The 18,634-nt window shown below is 46.8% G+C and carries 13 protein-coding genes; 8 read left to right on the plus strand and 5 right to left on the minus strand.

What is annotated here, in order from left to right; translation table 11 throughout:
• The 4 genes from QUA34_RS20250 to QUA34_RS20265 form a co-directional block, all read left to right on the plus strand.
• A partial coding sequence (locus tag QUA34_RS20250; RefSeq protein ID WP_333389043.1) for a hypothetical protein occupies nucleotides 1-232 on the plus strand: 232 nt, incomplete at its 5' end.
• A 244-nt stretch (nucleotides 233-476) separates the two neighbouring features.
• Nucleotides 477-3,029: a DNA topoisomerase (ATP-hydrolyzing) gene (locus tag QUA34_RS20255; RefSeq protein WP_333389044.1), complete on the plus strand. Its 2,553-nt coding sequence runs from the start codon at nucleotides 477-479 to the stop codon at nucleotides 3,027-3,029.
• A gap of 87 nt (nucleotides 3,030-3,116) precedes the next feature.
• Nucleotides 3,117-4,547, plus strand: a complete 1,431-nt coding sequence (locus tag QUA34_RS20260) for an ABC transporter ATP-binding protein (protein WP_333389045.1) — start codon at nucleotides 3,117-3,119, stop codon at nucleotides 4,545-4,547.
• Nucleotides 4,548-4,672: 125 nt separating this feature from the next.
• The gene (locus QUA34_RS20265; protein WP_015179166.1) at nucleotides 4,673-4,825 is read left to right on the plus strand and encodes a high light inducible protein; all 153 of its coding nucleotides are present in this window, start codon (nucleotides 4,673-4,675) and stop codon (nucleotides 4,823-4,825) included.
• Between the two features lie 210 nt (nucleotides 4,826-5,035).
• Here QUA34_RS20265 and rpoD read toward each other — a convergent pair whose 3' ends face one another.
• From rpoD to trxB, 3 genes are all read right to left on the minus strand, one after another.
• The gene (gene rpoD, locus QUA34_RS20270; RefSeq protein WP_333389046.1) at nucleotides 5,036-6,202 is read right to left on the minus strand and encodes an RNA polymerase sigma factor RpoD; all 1,167 of its coding nucleotides are present in this window, start codon (nucleotides 6,200-6,202) and stop codon (nucleotides 5,036-5,038) included.
• A 1,851-nt stretch (nucleotides 6,203-8,053) separates the two neighbouring features.
• The gene (locus tag QUA34_RS20275) at nucleotides 8,054-8,938 is read right to left on the minus strand and encodes an ABC transporter permease (RefSeq protein ID WP_006632901.1); all 885 of its coding nucleotides are present in this window, start codon (nucleotides 8,936-8,938) and stop codon (nucleotides 8,054-8,056) included.
• Between the two features lie 129 nt (nucleotides 8,939-9,067).
• Entirely contained in the window at nucleotides 9,068-10,438 is a 1,371-nt protein-coding gene (gene trxB, locus QUA34_RS20280; RefSeq protein WP_333389047.1) for a thioredoxin-disulfide reductase, read from the minus strand.
• Between the two features lie 585 nt (nucleotides 10,439-11,023).
• Here trxB and QUA34_RS20285 point away from each other — a divergent pair.
• Together QUA34_RS20285 and QUA34_RS20290 are read left to right on the plus strand one after the other, a co-directional pair.
• The gene (locus tag QUA34_RS20285) at nucleotides 11,024-12,040 is read left to right on the plus strand and encodes a methyltransferase domain-containing protein (RefSeq protein ID WP_333389048.1); all 1,017 of its coding nucleotides are present in this window, start codon (nucleotides 11,024-11,026) and stop codon (nucleotides 12,038-12,040) included.
• A 370-nt stretch (nucleotides 12,041-12,410) separates the two neighbouring features.
• On the plus strand, nucleotides 12,411-12,650 hold the full coding sequence (locus QUA34_RS20290; protein WP_333328101.1) for a helix-turn-helix transcriptional regulator: 240 nt from the start codon (nucleotides 12,411-12,413) through the stop codon (nucleotides 12,648-12,650).
• A 52-nt stretch (nucleotides 12,651-12,702) separates the two neighbouring features.
• On the opposite strand, the gene QUA34_RS20295 is transcribed toward QUA34_RS20290, so the two are convergent.
• The gene (locus QUA34_RS20295) at nucleotides 12,703-13,812 is read right to left on the minus strand and encodes a diguanylate cyclase domain-containing protein (RefSeq protein ID WP_333328104.1); all 1,110 of its coding nucleotides are present in this window, start codon (nucleotides 13,810-13,812) and stop codon (nucleotides 12,703-12,705) included.
• Between the two features lie 413 nt (nucleotides 13,813-14,225).
• Entirely contained in the window at nucleotides 14,226-14,720 is a 495-nt protein-coding gene (locus QUA34_RS20300) for a DUF427 domain-containing protein (protein ID WP_333389049.1), read from the minus strand.
• A 113-nt stretch (nucleotides 14,721-14,833) separates the two neighbouring features.
• On the opposite strand from QUA34_RS20300, the gene QUA34_RS20305 reads away from it, so the two are divergent.
• Both QUA34_RS20305 and QUA34_RS20310 read left to right on the plus strand, forming a co-directional pair.
• On the plus strand, nucleotides 14,834-16,114 hold the full coding sequence (locus QUA34_RS20305; RefSeq protein WP_333328110.1) for a GH25 family lysozyme: 1,281 nt from the start codon (nucleotides 14,834-14,836) through the stop codon (nucleotides 16,112-16,114).
• Between the two features lie 535 nt (nucleotides 16,115-16,649).
• On the plus strand, nucleotides 16,650-18,608 hold the full coding sequence (locus QUA34_RS20310) for a cation:proton antiporter domain-containing protein (RefSeq protein ID WP_333328113.1): 1,959 nt from the start codon (nucleotides 16,650-16,652) through the stop codon (nucleotides 18,606-18,608).
• Nucleotides 18,609-18,634 lie beyond the last annotated feature (26 nt).

Consider the following 18,634-nt stretch of genomic DNA (forward strand, 5'->3'; position numbering starts at 1 on the left):
CGAATTCAAGTTCGAGCGCCCGAATTCAAGTTCGAGCGGCCGAATTCACATTATAAGTAATTACCCGAACCTGATATTATTCCTAATTGCAATTAAATTCTATCATGGATTGACGGGGACTCAAGTCCCTTGTGACGCTTTCCTAGGAAGAGCTAAAGCCTCACTAGGTTCTGAGTTTCTGGCCTTCAGTGTTTTCCTGCGAATCAACCTTCTCACGGCAGAAGGTAAATAGACAGGTAGGCACAAATGAAGGCAACATAGAGGTTAGGGTAAGAGTGGAGAGTAAGAGGCAAGTGTTGCCCGTCTTCGGGACTCTGATTCTGCTTTCACAAGTTAAGTTTATTTTTATTCTTCAACTGGGCGGTTGGATCGAACTTTCGGTTCGCCTGCTGCAAAGACTTTTAAATCGAGACAGGGAACCTCGGCATTATTGACAGAGGCTGTTTTCACTCAGGAATTAACGGACACAAGGACTCATGGCTAAACAACTCAACCTACTTTCCGGGCAAGTAATTTCTACGCCTCTGCACGCCGAGATGCAGCAATCGTACCTCGAATATGCCATGAGTGTGATCGTCGGGCGAGCTTTGCCTGATGTCCGCGACGGTTTAAAACCAGTTCACCGTCGAATTTTGTACGCGATGCACGAACTCGGTCTGACGCCAGACCGACCTTACCGTAAGTGCGCCCGGGTAGTTGGAGATGTTTTGGGAAAATATCACCCCCACGGCGACCAATCGGTTTACGACGCTCTGGTACGCATGGTTCAGGAGTTTTCGAGCCGCTATCCTTTACTGGCGGGTCACGGCAATTTCGGTTCGGTGGACAATGATCCGGCGGCTGCTATGCGCTATACGGAAACGAGGCTGGCACCGATCGCCCACGAAGCTATGCTAACCCAAGTCGGCGATGCAACTGTTGATTTTACTGCTAACTTTGACAGTTCGCAGCAGGAACCGACGGCGCTGCCTGCTCAGTTGCCGTTTCTGTTACTCAACGGCTGTACGGGCATTGCTGTGGGGATGGCAACTAATATCCCGCCACACAATTTGGGAGAGGTGGTAGACGGTTTAATTGCTTTGATTGAAAACCCGGAACTATCCGACGAGAAGTTGATAGAACTGATTCCGGGCCCGGATTTTCCAACCGGAGGGGAAATCGTTGCTACAGAGGGCATTGTTGACGCCTACACTAAGGGTCGAGGCAGCATTGCGGTCAGGGGTGTGGCTGGGGTGGAAGAGGTGCCAGGTAATCGCAAGGTGCGTACTAAAACGGCGATCGTGGTGACGGAGTTTCCGTTTCAGGTAAATAAGGCGGCTTGGATTGAAAAGGTGGCGGAGTTGGTCAATGCTGGCCGCCTCGACGGTATTTCTGATTTGCGTGACGAGAGTGATCGCGAAGGGATTCGAGTGGTGATTGAACTCAAGCGGGAATTTACCCCAGAAGCGGTTCTGGCTCGTCTTTATCAACAAACTGACCTGCAAACAAATTTTGGGGCGATTTTGCTGGCAATTGTCAACGGTCAACCGCGACAGTTGACGCTCAGACAATTGTTGCAGGAATTTCTGGATTTCCGGGAAGTGACTCTTACCCGCCGCTACAATTACGAGTTGCAGGCTGCGGAACGTCGCTGTCATATTGTCCAAGGCTTAATGTTGGCTTTGACAAATCTCGATACCGCGATCGACATTCTCAGAAATTCTCCTGACGGCTCTACTGCTAAGCAAACTTTGCAAGTTCGCCTCAATTTGAGCGAAAGTCAAGCTGATGCGATTTTGGCGATGCCTATGCGGAGGCTGACTGGTTTGGAAAGGCAAAATTTGCAGTCTGAGTTTGATGAGTTGATGGCTAATATTCAAGAATTGCAGCGGTTGTTGAGCGACAGGCGCGAACTTTTGAAGGCTTTAAAGAAGGAATTTCGCTCGCTCAAACGCAAGTACGCTGACCCCCGCCGCACTAAATTCGCCAATGGAACCGGACGCGCAGCAAACGCCGAATCACAATTTGCTGGTAAGAAAAATTCTGCGGTGAAGCAGTTGTCGCCGGCAACGATTCAGCCTAGCTTATTGCCGGTTATAGAGGCAGAGGAAACTATTGTTGAATTTTCGCACAAGCAGTACGTGCGACGCTTGCCGACTGGGGAAAAGCCACGCTCGAAAAGTCGCGAAAAATCGGTTTCAGCTTTAGAAAAAAATGAAGATTTTATTTTGACGGCAAATCTGACGAAAACCGATCGCACTTTGGTCGTTTTAACTCCTAACGGCAAAGCTTACCCACTGAAAGTGGCCGATATTCCTAGTAGTAGCGCCAAAGACCGGGGAACGCCGATCGTTAGTTTGTTGTCGCCGAGTGCTACTAAAGATAGTGCCGGTCGCGCTTTGTCGGAAATCACAGTTGCACACTTTATTTTGCCGGAAAATTCGGAAGCGGCAGATTTAGTAACTCTGACTCAGCAAGGGAAAATTAAGCGCTTGCCGATGCAGGAATTTGCTGATTTGACTAATCGTGGCGTTACTGTTGTTAAACTCAAGGAGGACGATCGGCTGCGCTGTGCGAGTCTGGGTAAAGTCGGCGAGCAAGTGGCGATCGCAACTTCAGGAGGCCGAGTCCTCCGGTTTGAGATTGATGATGAACAATTGCCACCAATGGGCCGCGCAGCCCAGGGATCTCAAGTAACCAGGTTGCGGAAGCAGGAAGAGTTGGTGGGTTGCATCACTCTGGACGCGAACGACAGTCTGGTGCTATTTTCTGAGTTGGGTTGGGCAAAACGAATGCCCGCAGGTTCTGTCAGACTTACTAACCGGGGGGAAATTGGCACTCAAGCTTTTCGTTTCTCAGAGCCTAAAGATGCTTTAGTTGGGTTGCTGCAGGCTGTTCCGGGTACGGATGTCAAACTTTTTACTAATTCTGGCCGCCTGTTGCGATCGACTATTGATGGTATAGCTTTTTGGGGGAAAGATGCTGCGGGCGATCGAGTTTTTGACCTCAATCCGGGTGAAAGAATCATCAAAGTTATCAGCAGTCAATAGTCATTGGGCATTGGGCCTTGGGCATCGGGCATTGAGCAAGCCCCATGCCCAATCTAAAATCTAAAATCTCAAATCTAAAATTGTTTAATGGCGCAAGTTGTATTAGAAAATATCTACAAAAGTTTTCCCCTCCGCCAAGGAGAACAGGAAAAAGAAGCAAACACCGTCGCAGAAAGTGTCTCACCTCTAGCCGATCGCCCTGCGTCTAACAGCGTTTTGCGGCGCATTAACCTGACGGTCGAAGACGGGGAATTCATGGTGTTGGTGGGGCCTTCTGGCTGCGGAAAAAGCACTTTGCTGCGATCGATCGCCGGTTTGGAAGTTTTGACTGCCGGCAATATTTGGGTTGGCGCTCGGCTCCTTAACGATTTGCCTCCTAAAGACCGAGATATCGCTATGGTATTTCAAAATTATGCTCTCTATCCTCACCTAACAGTTTACGATAATATCGCCTTTGGATTGCGTCGCTCGGAAAGGGAGAAAGACGAAAGAAGGAAGAAGGAAGAAGGAAGAAGGAAGAAGGAAGAAGGAAGAGGGAAGAAGGAAGAAGGGATAAGGGGGAAGATACAAGGAGAAGAAGGAAGCAGCCAGAAGATAGAAAAAATTAGGAATAAGCTAGAAGAGGTTATTAATTATTTAGCTTCTAATTCTTTAAAAAATCCTCTTATTTATCTTTTGTTTGAGGACTTTTTAGGAGGAGCGACTCGCAAGTTGCCTCCGGGTTTGCGCTATTGGTCGGAACGGGAAAAGGCTGTAGGAAAACGAGTGCGAGAGGTAGCTGAATTATTGCAAATAGAATCTCTTTTAAATCGCTTGCCAAAACAACTTTCGGGAGGGCAAAAGCAGCGCGTAGCTTTGGGTAGGGCGATGGCTAGGAATCCTGAAGTGTTTTTGATGGACGAACCGCTATCGAATCTGGATGCGAAATTGAGGGCGGAAACTCGATCGCAAATTGTGCAGTTGCAGCGACAGTTGGGCACTACAACTATTTATGTGACTCACGACCAAACTGAGGCGATGACTATGGGCGATCGGATTGCTATTATGAAGGTCGGCCAGATTCAGCAAGTAGCTCGACCTCTAGAGCTTTACAACAAGCCGGCTAATCTGTTTGTTGCTGAGTTTATCGGTTCTCCGCCGATGAATTTCTTGTCGGTGGAATTTAGTGCTCCGCTGTTGATTTCTCACCCGCAATTTCGCTTTACTTTACCCGATATTTGGGCTAAAAGTCTACAACAATATGACGGGCGAGGCCTAATTTTGGGCATTCGGCCGGAACATCTGAGCATTAACCCTCCGGCTACGAAAAATATTTCAGTACAAGTGGAAATTGTAGAGGCTTTGGGACACGAAACTTATTTGGGGGTTTGTTTGACGGATGCCCCGGCCGTGCGGATGCAAGTGCGGGTTCCTCCTGAGCGATCGATCCGAGTTGGCGAGGAGCTTTGGTTGGCCATCGCCCATGACAAAATTCACTTGTTCGACCCTGATACCGAGTTGGCTATTTTTCCTCGTTAGGCAAAATCATCAAGGTCGATCGACCGTTGTGACCGATGTCACTAATCACAAGCTTGCATTTTTATCAAGGAATGTTATATTTATTTACATAAGCCTTACACAAGTTAACGAAAGGAGTTCGCACTATGCAAGAACAAAAACGCAACGCTTGGAACTGGGGCTTCAGCGAAGGAGCCGAAAATTGGAACGGTCGTTTGGCGATGATTGGTTTCTCTGCCGCTGTCATCATCGAATTGGTTTCCGGTCAAGGTCTGCTTCACTTTTGGGGCGTGATGTAATTTTCTAGTTAAGACTTTTGTGACACTGCAAAGCTTGGGAGTTCCGTAACGGACTCCCAAAATTTTGACAGCACGATTTGGGCCACAAATAGCCAATTGCTCCCTGCTGTTAGCCGCACAAAATTTAACAGCTATAGCTGAAACCGGGGCGGGGGGTCTCCCACCCAAAAGACTGCGAATCACTCTTTTGGGTGATGCTAGCAAATTACTCTAGCGGATATATTCTTTTAAGATGCTGTTCCGGTTGGGATGGCGCAACTTCCGCAGGGCTTTAGCCTCGATTTGGCGAATCCGCTCACGAGTGACGTTAAAGATTTGACCAATTTCCTCCAAGGTCTTCATCCGTCCGTCATCTAAGCCGTAACGCAGCCGCAGTACATCTCGTTCTCGGGGGCTGAGAGTATCCAAAACGCTTTCCAAGTCTTCCCTAAGCAAGTTTTTCGAGACTTGATCTTCTGGTGTTTCCCCGTCAGATTCAATAAAATCTCCCAGACGTGAGTCTTCCTCTTTGCCGATCGGAGTTTCTAGAGAGATGGGCAACTGTGCGGACTTAGCAATGAACCGCAACTTCTCGATCGTCATCTCCATGCGGGTAGCAATTTCTTCTTCCGTAGGCTTGCGACCCATTTCCTGAGACAGGAGTTTGGTAGTTTTCTTGATGCGCGAAATGGTTTCGTAAAGGTGAACAGGCAGGCGGATAGTGCGGGATTGGTCGGCGATTGCCCTGGTGATGGCTTGACGTATCCACCAAGTTGCGTAGGTAGAAAACTTGTAGCCTTTTTCGTGATCGAATTTTTCAGCGGCCCGGATCAGACCCAAAGAGCCTTCCTGAATCAAATCTTGGAAAGACAAACCGCGATTCATGTATTTTTTGGCGATCGACACCACCAAACGCAGGTTTGATTGCACCATTTTTTCCTTGGCCCGACGACCGACGTGGAGTCGGTGACGGAATGCAGGAAGTGCCATATCTACAGCATTCGCCCATTCGCTGTCTTTGGGTTCGCGGTTATACTCTTCGAGCAGTTGTTCTCGAACTCGCTCTAATTCCAGCAAATCTGCAATCTTGCGTGCTAGTTCAATCTCTTCGTCAGCTCGCAGCAGTCGAATCCGACCGATTTCTTGCAGGTAAAGACGAATAGAGTCTTCAGTATAATGCTTTTTCTTTGCCTGTGCCCGACGGCGGGCTTTGGCGCCTTTGCCAGATTTAGGATCTTCCTCAGATTGAGAGTCTAAGAATTCTTCTCGATCGTCTTCTTCGTCGATAAAGAGTTCTAACTCGCTCTCAGGTAGAACGCTTTCGGCGCCCCGAAGCAACTCGATTGTTTCCATTTCCGGTGTAATTGTGGTTGCGAGTACGGTGTTAGCTGGGATCATGCCGTCTTCCTCATGCTCCTGAATTAAAGAATAAATAACAGTGGAATAGTGTCTGTTTGTAGTTTAGACAAGTTAGCCAGGATTGACATTCCCGCAGGAAGAAATAGTGGGATTTTTGGTCTGCTAGCTGAATTTGTTACCGAAACTGCACCTGTTTTATGAGTCACGGTTCGAGTTCTGGTTTGAAGCAGTCAGCGCATTCAATTGATCGCAGATTTTAACATCGCGACCTTAAATTGAGCTAGCGGCTTTTTCTTTCGGAGCGAGTTACCACATCATCTGCAATACCTTGCCCCCAGAAGCAAACCATGAAGTGCGATCGATCACACTTCCAAAAATACTGGCTTTTTTACTCGGTACTTCGAGCTTTTACCCGTACAAGTTTTCCCGCACGGAACCCTCTAACTTTTGTATTGGAGGTGTCGAACTTTTGATTCGCCTTGCTTTCACTCTGGTTGTCAGACATGACAGTTGCACGGCAAGTTTTCGCCACCTTGGATGCCGGTCTGCTGCCTCAAATGCAACAGCAGAGGGTTGAAGCACCAAACGGGGAGAATCGGATCTTGCAAAGACCTTCCCGATTGTAGCCTTTCTCACAAAAAATGGAAGTTGTTTTCCATTGTTGGTCAAGAACTAGGAAAACTCTGTCAGCTTAGCTTGACAATACTAACTCATGTCCGGCTCTGCTAAATCCTGAGAACGGCCCGCAAAAACTTTGGCACGATCAAACGGCCCTGTTTTCTGCGTATATCTGGGTGAACGGCTGCGGCGTAGTTGGCCAGACAGTTAGCAGACAATTTTTGAGTTGCCCAAATTGGAACCAATACAATCCGTGTAGATACACCCATCATTACCCTGTTTCCCTGAATTGAATCATACGCAATCTGCGATTGAATAAAGCTCGTAGCTTTAGTTTTAAGTCGGTAACTCTGGATTAGAGACCGACTCTGACCCCCAATGAAGCGTTGCGGGTTGAGTAATGCAACAGGGGCTTTCATTGTTAAGTTAGCTCAAATCTCAGAAATTGGGTTTAATTTTCACGTTAAATCACATTAAGTTCTTAACGTCACATTCTTATTTAAGCAGTTCGACACGAGTTTGTCGCGTCCATGGCAAAAACCACCAGGATAAATTCTACTGAGAGTTAACCCGCCGCGCAACTCTGGGCTGCGGACTTCTCTAAAATTTTTGGCTTTCGGTTCGCACTTGCGCGATCGCAGGGTCTCACAAACAATACAATTCGACATCTCCCGGAAGTATAACTTCACGATTCCTTTAAATACATTGTGACAGTGTGAAGATTCAATAAACTCCTTCCATCAATTGTAGGTAGGATTCCCGAATTGTCTTGATAATTTCAAGCAGACGGAAAAAAAGCCACAGCCGACGTTGCTGCAACTGCCTGCCGATGATAACTCCGCCAGGGAAGAAAAATTTATCCAGTTAGCGATGTGCTTGCTATGGTTAGAGAAGGCCTAAACTTCAGGATACTTAAAGCAATGGAACGGTAGGACGTTGGTGCGATGCTCAAAATTTTGTTATTATTTACAGCGTGTCCTCCGAAAGCACAGAGTCTCGCTTTATCCTCTACTCTGGTTTAAATTATGTGGCTTGACCGTTAGGGGATGAAGCTATCAAGAAAAATTTCCGCTCCCTGTCTATATTGACAACCCAACGAAGGTTTACTAGAAAGAATTAACCTTATTGAGAGAAAGATTTAGTAATTAATTAATCGGGCTGATCTTACCATCTCTTTATAGCGTGTGTTTGTAGTCAGGACTTCAGTTTTTGTTATATTGCTGAATAACCACTAAAGTCCTGACTGCGAACTTAATTTAACCCCAAGACAGATTACTGCTGATTCCGCAGGCGGGGGTTAACAAACTCGTTTAATCCTTCCCCCACCAAAGACAGTCCCACCACCATTAAAGTCATCGCCAAACCGGGAAACAAAGCCGTCCACCAAATGCCAGTAGGTAGCGCATCTAAAGCTAAACGCAAGTCGTGTCCCCATTCGGGAGTTGCTTCGGGAAGTCCTAATCCGAGAAATCCCAAACCTCCTAATGTTAAAATCGCATCGGCAGCGTTGAGCGCAAACAGCACAGGTACGCTCTGAATTACATTTAGAAACAGGTAGCGCGAAAGCACTGTCCAAGTGTCAGCACCCATTGCTCGCGCAGCTTCGACAAATAATTCGGTTTTGACGCTGACGGTGTGATTCCTGACGACGCGGTAATATTGAGGGATGTAGGAAATGCTCAGGGCGATCGCAGCATTCAAAACTCCTTTTCCCACTACAAACGCTAGCGTCAAAGAAAGCAGCAGCCCCGGCAAAGTATAAATTGTATCCATTAAAAATAACAACACTCGATCGAGCTTACCGCCCAAATAACCGCTAACCAAACCCAGCGGCACACCGATAAACAAACTCAAAGATGTGGCTAAAATCACCACTTGCCAAGCCGCCCGAGAAGCAAACAGCGTGCGGGAAAACACATCGTAGCCGCTGCGGCTAGTACCAAACCAATAATTCGCCGACGGCGGTTCGTGGATGGGGTTAATCAAAGCCTCCGTAGGATTTTGCAGCCATCCCCAAGCTTGCATAGCTGGAGACAAGGTGGCTACCAATATAAACACGGCAGTTATTGTCAAACCTGCCCACATCATTTTCATTGACAGGCTTGACGGTGAGGCACTGTTGAGAAATCGCGGCAGTCGGAGGCGGCTTTGAGCCATAATTGATAATTCGTGCGTCAGATTTGTTTTCATCAGCATATCAATATTTACCGAAAACCATAGGAAGACTTTTTAACCGGAGATGAACGCAGATATCAGCGGTTAAAAAGTCTTTGCTAATTTGCCTTTCTACAAATTACTGGCAATTAACTCGCGGTACTGGCTTTTCGGCTTAACTCCTTTGAGCTCAGCCACCAAATCTTTGTCTTTGAAATACTGAATCGTCGGCGTACCAATCACGCCAGCATTTTCAGCAATTTCTGGATCTTCTTCGATGTCAATTTCCACGTAGTGGATTTTGCCCTCGAACTCATCTACTACTTTGTTCAAAATCGGCTTGAGGCTGTGGCAAGGCCCACAACTCGGAGAGGCATATTTGACCACAATCAGTCGATCGCTATCGTGGAACAACTTCCGCAAAGCATAACCTCCTTCGTGGCGCGTGTCTTGGATATCAAAGTTCGCGCTGGTTTTGCGTACTTTTTGAGCCTCCGGTGCTGCGACGGGTTGCTCGGATTCCTCGGTTTGGCGGAATTCCTGAGCTAAACCATTGGACGACAGCCACCTTTCTGCCAGCATCGCCCCCATGCAACCACTGCCGGCGGCGGTGATGGCTTGGCGAAACTCGTGGTCTTGTACGTCGCCGACGGCGTAAACTCCCTCGACGCTGGTTTCTACCGAACCGTGTTTGGTAACGATATAACCTACTTCGTCGAGTTCTAACTGACCTTGGAACAGTTGAGTGTTGGGAGTGTGACCGATCGCATAAAACAATCCTTTCACCAGCAAATCGCTCTCGGCACCTGTCACGATATTTCTAAGTCTCACCCCGTCCATTTTGCCGCCCGCTTCGCCCAAGATATCCAGTGCTTCGGTGTTCCAGTGCACGGTAATTTTGGGATTGCTCAGCACTCTGTCTTGCATGGCTTTGCTGGCGCGCATTTGATCGCGCCGCACCAGCATATGTACGTGAGAGCCGTATTTTGTCAAATAAATAGATTCTTCCGCTGCGGTATCGCCCGCGCCGATTACAGCTAAATCTACTCCTTTAAAAATTGGGGTAGCGCCGTCGCAAATGGCACAGGCAGAAATGCCGTGACTCCAAAATACGTGTTCGCTAGGCAGCCCCAGCCTTTTCGCCGTCGCGCCTGTAGCTATTACTATCGTGTGGGTTTTGATTTCTCTGTCTTCCGATCGCACTGTAAACGGACGCTGGCTCAAATCCACCGAAATTACATCTTCTGTGTATAACTCCGCACCCCAGCGCGCTGCTTGAGCTTTCATCCGATCCATGAGTTCCGGCCCGGTGATGCCTTCGGGAAAGCCGGGGAAGTTTTCTACTTCTGTGGTGGTCATCAGTTGACCGCCGGGGACACCTCCGGCTTGGTAGCCTTCAAACACTACGGGTTTCAGGTTTGCCCTCCCGGCGTAGATGGCTGCTGTGTAGCCTGCGGGTCCGGAGCCGATAATTACTAGGTTTTCTACGGTTTCGTTGGTCATAGCTATTTACTTAAACTCATAACGACTTCGTTTTACTAATTCTAGCAGAGTTCGATCGAGTTTGGTGGGATGCCATTGGGCGATCGAGCATCTCTATCTATTTTTGAGGGTCGATCCATCTTCGGGGCAATTCCAGCTAATTTAATAAGCAAAAACAATCTAAAAGTCGATTTAGTTTTAAATGTTCGATCTATTTTGACTGCTGAAATCTTAAGAAAATCTAAAGATGAGCAAAATTATTGACTTCATTCTCAATTATTTTACCTATTTACTGGCTTTGAGGCTTGTGGTACGATTTTCATAATCCAGGGGCATTATGACTAATTTAAAATTTTAGCGCTGAAAGCTTTTAAAATCGTAAAATTAGCGAACTCTGCAAATGTAACAAGTACAATTGTTTATGCAAAATCCGCATTTTATGGTTTAATAATTGTAACGCAGATTTTGTCAAGTTTGACAAAATACATGATTTGTGGTATGCAAGGTGCCAGCGGGGAGAAATTAGAAGGAAATTTTTAACCGCTTTGGAAGCACAGGCGGGACGCCCGTGCCACGATAAACATAGAATTTTGTAATTGTGTCTGAATGGATAAAATCAAGATATTGTTTGTGTGCAGTCAGAATAAGTGGAGAAGTTTGACTGCGGAGAAAATATGCCAGAAGGTTAGTGGCTACAGTGTGCGATCGGCTGGAACCGAAAAAGGTGCAAGAATCAGAGTAACTGAGGGTCTTGTCAGTTGGGCAGATTTGATATTTGTGATGGAGAAGAAGCATGGCGATCGACTTCGCAGCAAATTTCCCGAAAGTCTCGAAGGCAAGAAAGTTATTTGTCTGCAAATCCCGGACAATTACAAATATATGGAACCGGAGTTAGTCGAGCTTTTGCAGGCGAAACTGAACCCATATATAGAAATGCCAGATAACGAGATAAATTTTATGCAGCGAGTTTTGGAACCGGAAGTGATGGATTCCTTGGAAGAGGCGATCGAATACGATTCGATGGACTTTGCTGAGGTTAATGCTGCTTTTGCTCAGAGTGCTGCGGCGTTGGGGCCGGTTTTTGGAAACGTTTTGGATGCGGGGACGGGTACGGCGAGAATTCCGATCGCAATTTCTCAACTGCGGCCAGCATGGAAGTTGACTTGCATTGATTTGTCGGCAAATATGCTGAAAGTCGGGGTCCAAAATGTGGAAAAGGCGGGCGTGCGATCGCAAATTAAGCTGGAACTGATCGATGCTAAAGCCATGCCGTATCCAGACAGTTATTTTGACATGGTGATTTCCAACAGCATTATCCACCATTTGCCCGATCCGCTGCCGTTTTTGCAGGAAGTCAAGCGGGTGTTGAAGCCACAGGGAGCAATTTTTTTGCGGGATTTGCTGCGGCCGGAAAAAGCGGAAATCAGGGATAATTTAGTCAATCTGTATGCGGGAGATTGCAACGCGCACCAGAAACAGTTATTCAGCGATTCGTTGCAAGCAGCATTTACGCTGGATGAAGTTGAGGAGATGATGCAGAATGCCGGGTTGGATGGGTTGAGGATTTATGAATCTTCAGACAGACACTGGACGGCAGAACGTGCTTGGTGCGAGTCTTTGTAAGCACGGGACGATCGCCCCATAACAGTTCCAATGACAATAGGAGCGATCACGCCTTTCGAGCTATGCGCCTTACCGTTGGGCGATCTGTTTGTTGTTTAATTACTGTTGGCGGGTCGGAAAAATTAGTATGATTGAACCGCGAAGACGCGAAGGACGCGAAGGAAGAATCAGAAGTAGATAATCTTCTACGGGGAAGGAAGTAAGGAATGAGAATTAAATAACTTCCACAAGTTTGCGGGATGGGCGTCCCGCCCGTCTTTTTTGGACGGGCGGGACGCCCATCCCACAATAACAATTAAAATTGTAAGTAATTTAATTCGCGATCCTAAGATGCTTAAGCATCTTATAGAAAAAATGTGCGATCAAAGTTATGCCGAAAAAGCCCGTTCCGCGACCAGAAGATGAAGAGTCGCATTTGAAGAAGCTCAGGGAAGAACTGGACATGAGTCAGGAAGATTTGGCGCGAGAGCTTGGCGTTTCGTCGCAAACAATCAGCCGTTGGGAGTTGGGGAAGAACGTACCCACGTTCACCGTCAAGCAGATGAAAGCTTTGGAGAAATTGCTGGCTAGCATCGGCAGGTCGATCGGCGATTTGCCAGACAATCTGTGATCGAAACCATTAAACAAGCCCACGGATAAATCCGTGGATAACTTTTTCCAATCTAAAATCTAAAATCTAAAATCACTCGATCGCGACCTCGGTCTTTAGCTTGATAAAGCGAACGGTCTGCCGCTGCAAGCAGATTTTCCTGAGAAGTTTCGGGATGAGGAAACGTGCTTGCTACCCCCAAACTCAGCGTCACGAAAGAACACACCGCTGAATTAAGGTGTTCGATTTCTAGTTCTTTTACCCAAACTCGAATTTGCTCTGCAATCCAAACAGCTATTTCAGACGAAGTGCGGGGTAAAATTACCGCAAATTCTTCACCGCCGTAACGAGCCACCAGAGTCTCCCCGGAAACGGCGCCTGCGGAGTAATGTACAGCCTCAACAATAGTTTTGGCTACCTGCTGCAAGCAAGCATCTCCCGCCTGATGTCCGTAAGTATCGTTGTATCTCTTAAAAAAGTCAACATCGCATAAAATCAAAGATATTTCTGCAGCAGCTTCTCCCAATTCTTGCCATTTTTTCTCTAAGTATTCGTTAAAACAGTGGCGGTTAGCAATCTGAGTTAAGCCATCTAAGTTGGCAAGGCGATACAGTTCGGAATTAGCTGCTTTTAATTGAGAATTAGCTGCTTCTAGCTCGGATTGCGTAAGGGATAAATTGTAATAAAGTTCGCTCATAGACCAAGTAGCTTGTTGGTGAATTTGGGATAAAGCTACCCAGAGTTGGTGCACGTCTAAAAGTCGGTAAACTTGAGGTTCTAACTGCACAACAATCGGTTCGTAAAGTAGTTCCGGCGGTCGCTGCACGGAGCGCTGAGCTGCCATGACAATTAAGGCTACTCCTGGTAAAATCAAAATATCGGTTTGAGCTATTTGATACAAGGCTATAATCGGTCTGCAAGCAAATATATCTACTCCGTAAGGGCGGCTCATGCGTTCCATAAATCGCCGACGCGATATCATCCCTAAAAATTCCCCATTTACGTTTAAGATAACTCCCGGAAGCAGCGGGTTAGATTGAAACCACCGAGCTACTTCTTTGGCGAGATATGAGGAGTCAACCTGAAAATTGAAGAGAGCCAGATCCTTAAGAGTAGACTCTAAAGATAAATTTTTGGGTGAGTTTTCTGGCGAGTTGGACGGCTCAATAAATTCAACAGACACAGCGCAGATCCGAATAAATAAATAATAAAGAAGCAACAAAGCTAGTGTCAGATATTAACTTATACTAACATTTATTTATGAACAGTCACTGTATTCTTGACTACACTGTTTCTTTCAAGGGATAAGCTGCGGCGTTAGCTTATGCCTTGCCTGCATTGCATTACATTGATTTATCCTCACTCAATTAGAAAGCTATTGAATTATTATTCATTTTTTTTACGGTTGGCTTTTTGCGTCGTCAGAAGAAGATTTCAGAGCCAATCCTTAACTCATTCGCGGCGCTCACAAACTCAATAAACATGGTTTTTTTATTTAAACCGAGTCGAAGCTGTAATGAGGTTTTGCGTAAAAAAAAACGTGGTTTCTGTCGCTGTTCTCAACTCAAAACTCAAAACTCAAAACTCAACCTTCCCTCACCACCCCCACGTTCCTGACCCTCCCTTAAACGGGCCGACAATATCTTTGGTAATCCAGCCACCGTAAAAATCCCCTGGTTGAGATTGCACTAATTCCCCGTCCACATAACAGGCATCCATCTTGCTCGGATAAAAAGCCACATAATCTTTAATAGCTGCAAAAACCTGATTAGGATTGGGATAAAACCAAGCAGCATTTACTACTTCTTTCGACTCTACCGTCACAGTGTAATAACCGGCTTGTCCCTTCCACTCGCACCAAGAACCCCGTAAAGTTTTGTGCAAATATTCCATTTTGATGTCATCGGGGCAGATATAGTAGGCAGGAGGGTGGCTTGTCTCCAATACCCGCTGAGGACGGCGCGTGTCGGCGATCGTCACTCCATTAAAAATTATCTGTACGTGTTTGGTCGATTCCTCAAGCCGAGGGGGACGTGGGTAATCCCAAACAGACTCTTGACCAGGGCCGGGCTCTATTCGATCGAAGTTCATTCGCACAATCTCCACTGCAAAAAAAACACTTAGCGACTTAGCATTACAATTTAATGTACCCTTAATCGAGTCGCTGCTTCAGAGCAAACCAGCTTTTCTCAACTCTTGGTAATATGAGTATTCGCGGTATAGATGTTTCCGACTACCAGCCCAATGTCAATTGGCCAGCCGTTGCGCGGGATGGTATTACCTTCAGTTTTGTCAAATCGACCGAAGGTGCAACGTTCGTTGCCCAAACTTTCGCTCGCAATTGGGCGGCGATGAAAGCGGCGGGGATTCAACGCGGTGCTTACCACTTTTTTCAACCTGCAAGCAGCATTCAAGGACAAATAGATTTGTTCTTGAAAACTGTAAAACTCGAACCGGGGGATTTGCCGCCAGTCTTGGATATGGAAACTACAGGGGGTTTGAGTGCGACTCAATTGTGCGATCGAGCCGCAATTTGGTTAGAAGCAGTCGAAAAAGCCACCTTGATGCGGCCGATTATCTACACTTACCCCGGTTTCTGGGACAACCTGGGGACAACACGGTTTGCCGATTACCCACTGTGGATTGCTCACTATACCAGTGCTGAGGAACCTTGGGTGCCCGGTGGCTGGAAAACTTGGACTTTTTGGCAATACAGCGACAGTGGCAGCGTGTCAGGCGTATCGGGCAATGTAGACACCAATATTTTTGAAAGCGTCCGAGAAGGCGCCGTAAGTTATAAAGTTGCAGACATCCAGAAGGAATTAAGAATTAAAGGTTTCTATCAAGGCGCGATGGACGGCAAATTTGGAGCTACCACCACAGCGGCGCTCATCTCGTTTCAGAAATTTCAAGGTCTCAATCCAGACGGTATTGCCAGCCTCAAAACCTGGGCCGCTTTGATGCGAAAATCTCCCAAAGTAATTGTTCCCCCTCCAGCCCCGACACCCACTCCGCAGCCGACTCCCACTCCGACTCCCCCTCCCATATCAGACGTGCGGCTGACTCAGGTATTCTCGTCTTATCAAGCTAAGGCTAGCCAAGATACTGCCTTAATTTGGCTGCAAAGTCAAGTTTCTACCTCTGTTTTAGGGGAATTTGCTCAAAAATGGCGGGCAACTACCTTACCTCAAGACAGTAATTTGCGATTGATAGATGTGGGCAAATTTTATCGCGGTTTAGCACAACAAGACCAAGCTTTAGATTGGCTGCAAAAACAACTTTCTCCGGCTATTATTAACGAGTTTGCACAAAAATGGCGATCTCAATCTATTGTCACTAATTCTCCGATTCGGCTGATAGATGCGTGCAAATTTTATCGGGCCGCACCCCAGCAAAACCAGGCTTTAGATTGGCTGGAGGGGCGAGTTTCACCGGCCATTCTATCGGAGTTTTTTAGCAGGTGGCAGAATGCCAGTCGATTATAAATTTTAGATGGGAGATTTTAGATGGGAGATTGACTCCACAGATAAATTTGGGGGTTTGATCGCTCTGTAATTGGAAAGCCGACAACTCTTGCTATTTGAGATTTGAGATTTGAGATTGACAAGCGAATTTCAAAGGTGGTACCCGCCACGTGATTTATCCGTGGAATCAATCCCAAATCGAAAATCTAAAATCCTCAAGCCTCCGAATTTATCCGTGGGATCAATCCAAAATCTAAAATCTAAAATCGAATGACTCCCCATCAAAATTCGTCAAATCCTCTCCCTCTGTGCCCGCATCCCCGTCCAACTCTCTAACATAACAGACAATCTCTCGCTTAGCTACAGCTTACTCCCATCTTTGACGCCAAGAGAATTATCTGATAAAGTTATAGCGACTATCAAGTTTTTTTAATCTTATTGGGAAAAATCCAGGGACGTGCCGAGTTGGTAAGCTGCGCCGAAAATAGCGCCTGCACTCCAATTACCCGCGATCGAACATTTAAAACTAAGCGGGCAGCCTGTAACAATTATATCTATGGAAATCTCCTTTAACATCACCCTGTTGATGGTCATGACCGTCATCTGTGGCATCAGCGCTCAAGTTCTCGCCGCTTATTTGAAAGTTCCGGCGATCGTCTTTTTGCTGTTGTTTGGCATTTTAGCCGGCCCAGACTGCTTCGGAGTGCTGCACCCCAATCTGCTGGGCAGCGGTTTGGAAGTTATGGTATCCCTTTGCGTAGCTTTAATTCTGTTTGAAGGCGGCTTGAATTTGGAATTGCGAGATTTGGGAAAACTTTCCGGCAGCATCCGCAATTTAGTTACCGTAGGCACTTTAATTACCCTAATTGGCGGCGGAATGGCCGCACACTGGTTGGGGGAATTTCCCTGGCCGATCGCATTTTTGTATGCTTCTCTAGTAGTCGTCACAGGCCCGACAGTAATCGGCCCTTTGCTCAAACAAGTATCCGTTGACAAAAAAGTTGCCGCCTTGCTAGAAGCCGAAGGCGTTTTAATCGATCCAGTCGGAGCAATTCTGGCAGTATTGGTGCTGAATATTATTTTGAACGGCAATGCTGATTTGCTGGTTTTGTTCCGAGATTTAATCGTGCGACTATTAGTTGGCGCAGTCATCGGAGTTGCGGGAGGTTGGCTGCTGGGATTCATTCTCAAGCGATCGCAATTTCTCTCCGAAGACCTCAAAAACTTAGTAGTTTTAGCCGGTTTGTGGGGATTCTTCGGCTTAGCAGAAGAAATCCGCAGCGAATCGGGACTGATGGCAACAGTCCTATCCGGCATCGTCCTCAGAGCCGCTGCTGTGCCGGAAGAAAGGCTGCTGAGGAGGTTTAAAGGTCAACTGACAGTCCTTGCTATTTCCATGCTGTTCGTGCTGCTGGCGGCCGATTTATCCCTCGCTAGTGTGGTCGCCCTCGGTTGGGGAAGTTTGTTTACAGTTTTAGCTTTAATGTGGGTAGTGCGGCCGATCAACGTTTGGCTTTGTACTTGGAATAGCGGACTGAATTGGCGGCAGAAATTATTTGTTTGTTGGGTAGCGCCGAGGGGAATTGTCTCAGCGTCGATCGCATCTTTATTTGCAATTTTGCTCACCCAGCGGGGAATCAACGGTGGCGACTCGATTAAAGCCTTAGTTTTCCTAACAATTATTATGACAGTTTTCGTCCAGGGACTAACGGCCGGCCGGATCGCTCAACTGTTGGGCATCACCTCAAAATCGGCAACTGGTGCAGCAATTGTCGGATCAAATCCTTTGAGCAGATTAATTGCTCGCTTGTTTCAAGAACGCGGAGAATCTGTGGCAATTATCGACACAAATCCCGAAGCTTGCGAACAAGCCGAACGAGAGGGTTTGCGGGTGTTTTTGAGCAGTGCTCTAGACCACAGCGTGTTAGAAGAAGCCGGACTGGAATCGATGGGAACTTTTTTGGCAATGACTAACAATGGCGAGGTAAACTTAGTGTTAGCTCAGCGAGCAGCCGAAGAGTTTGCACCGCCGAGGGTTTTGGCAATATTCCCCAAAGAGCCGCAAGCAAATATGCCTGCAAATCCGACTAAAATCAATCAAGCTTTTGTCTCGGATTTGTCGCTGAAGGATTGGAACGAATATTTGAGCGACGGCGAAGTGAAATTGGGGGAAACTGAGTTAAAAACAGAGGGATTGCAGTTTCAGATTGCTCACTTACAAGCTTTGGTTAAAGCCGGGGAGTTGGTGCCACTGCTGCTGGAAAGGCAAGGATACTTGCAAGTAGTGTCGGCGACCCAGATTTGGCAAGCAGGCGATCGAATTATTTATTTGCTGTACGATCCGACACCGAAATTGTTGAAAAGATTGTCGGGTTCATCTCAGTCTCGCTTGACTTTGGAAAAGCATCAGGTAGTTGAAGAAGTGCCGATTCCTTCTCCGGTTTTAGAGGAGGTTTTGGAGTCAGCGGAAATAGCAAAGGATGCTAAAGTTTTGCAGCCGCCAGTTTCCCGATAGGGGCAGTATCCTCGATCGTACTCTGT

The organism is Microcoleus sp. POL10_C6 (genome assembly GCF_036701585.1).
Classification (GTDB): Bacteria; Cyanobacteriota; Cyanobacteriia; order Cyanobacteriales; family Microcoleaceae; genus Microcoleus.

Coding starts and splice junctions, on each gene's coding strand:
- QUA34_RS20255 (WP_333389044.1), top strand. CDS start 477: ATGGCTAAACAACTCAACCTACTTTCCGGGCAAGTAATTTCTACGCCT.
- QUA34_RS20260 (WP_333389045.1), top strand. CDS start 3,117: ATGGCGCAAGTTGTATTAGAAAATATCTACAAAAGTTTTCCCCTCCGC.
- QUA34_RS20265 (WP_015179166.1), top strand. CDS start 4,673: ATGCAAGAACAAAAACGCAACGCTTGGAACTGGGGCTTCAGCGAAGGA.
- rpoD (WP_333389046.1), bottom strand. CDS start 6,202: ATGATCCCAGCTAACACCGTACTCGCAACCACAATTACACCGGAAATG.
- QUA34_RS20275 (WP_006632901.1), bottom strand. CDS start 8,938: ATGGCTCAAAGCCGCCTCCGACTGCCGCGATTTCTCAACAGTGCCTCA.
- trxB (WP_333389047.1), bottom strand. CDS start 10,438: ATGACCAACGAAACCGTAGAAAACCTAGTAATTATCGGCTCCGGACCC.
- QUA34_RS20285 (WP_333389048.1), top strand. CDS start 11,024: ATGGATAAAATCAAGATATTGTTTGTGTGCAGTCAGAATAAGTGGAGA.
- QUA34_RS20290 (WP_333328101.1), top strand. CDS start 12,411: ATGCCGAAAAAGCCCGTTCCGCGACCAGAAGATGAAGAGTCGCATTTG.
- QUA34_RS20300 (WP_333389049.1), bottom strand. CDS start 14,720: ATGAACTTCGATCGAATAGAGCCCGGCCCTGGTCAAGAGTCTGTTTGG.
- QUA34_RS20305 (WP_333328110.1), top strand. CDS start 14,834: ATGAGTATTCGCGGTATAGATGTTTCCGACTACCAGCCCAATGTCAAT.
- QUA34_RS20310 (WP_333328113.1), top strand. CDS start 16,650: ATGGAAATCTCCTTTAACATCACCCTGTTGATGGTCATGACCGTCATC.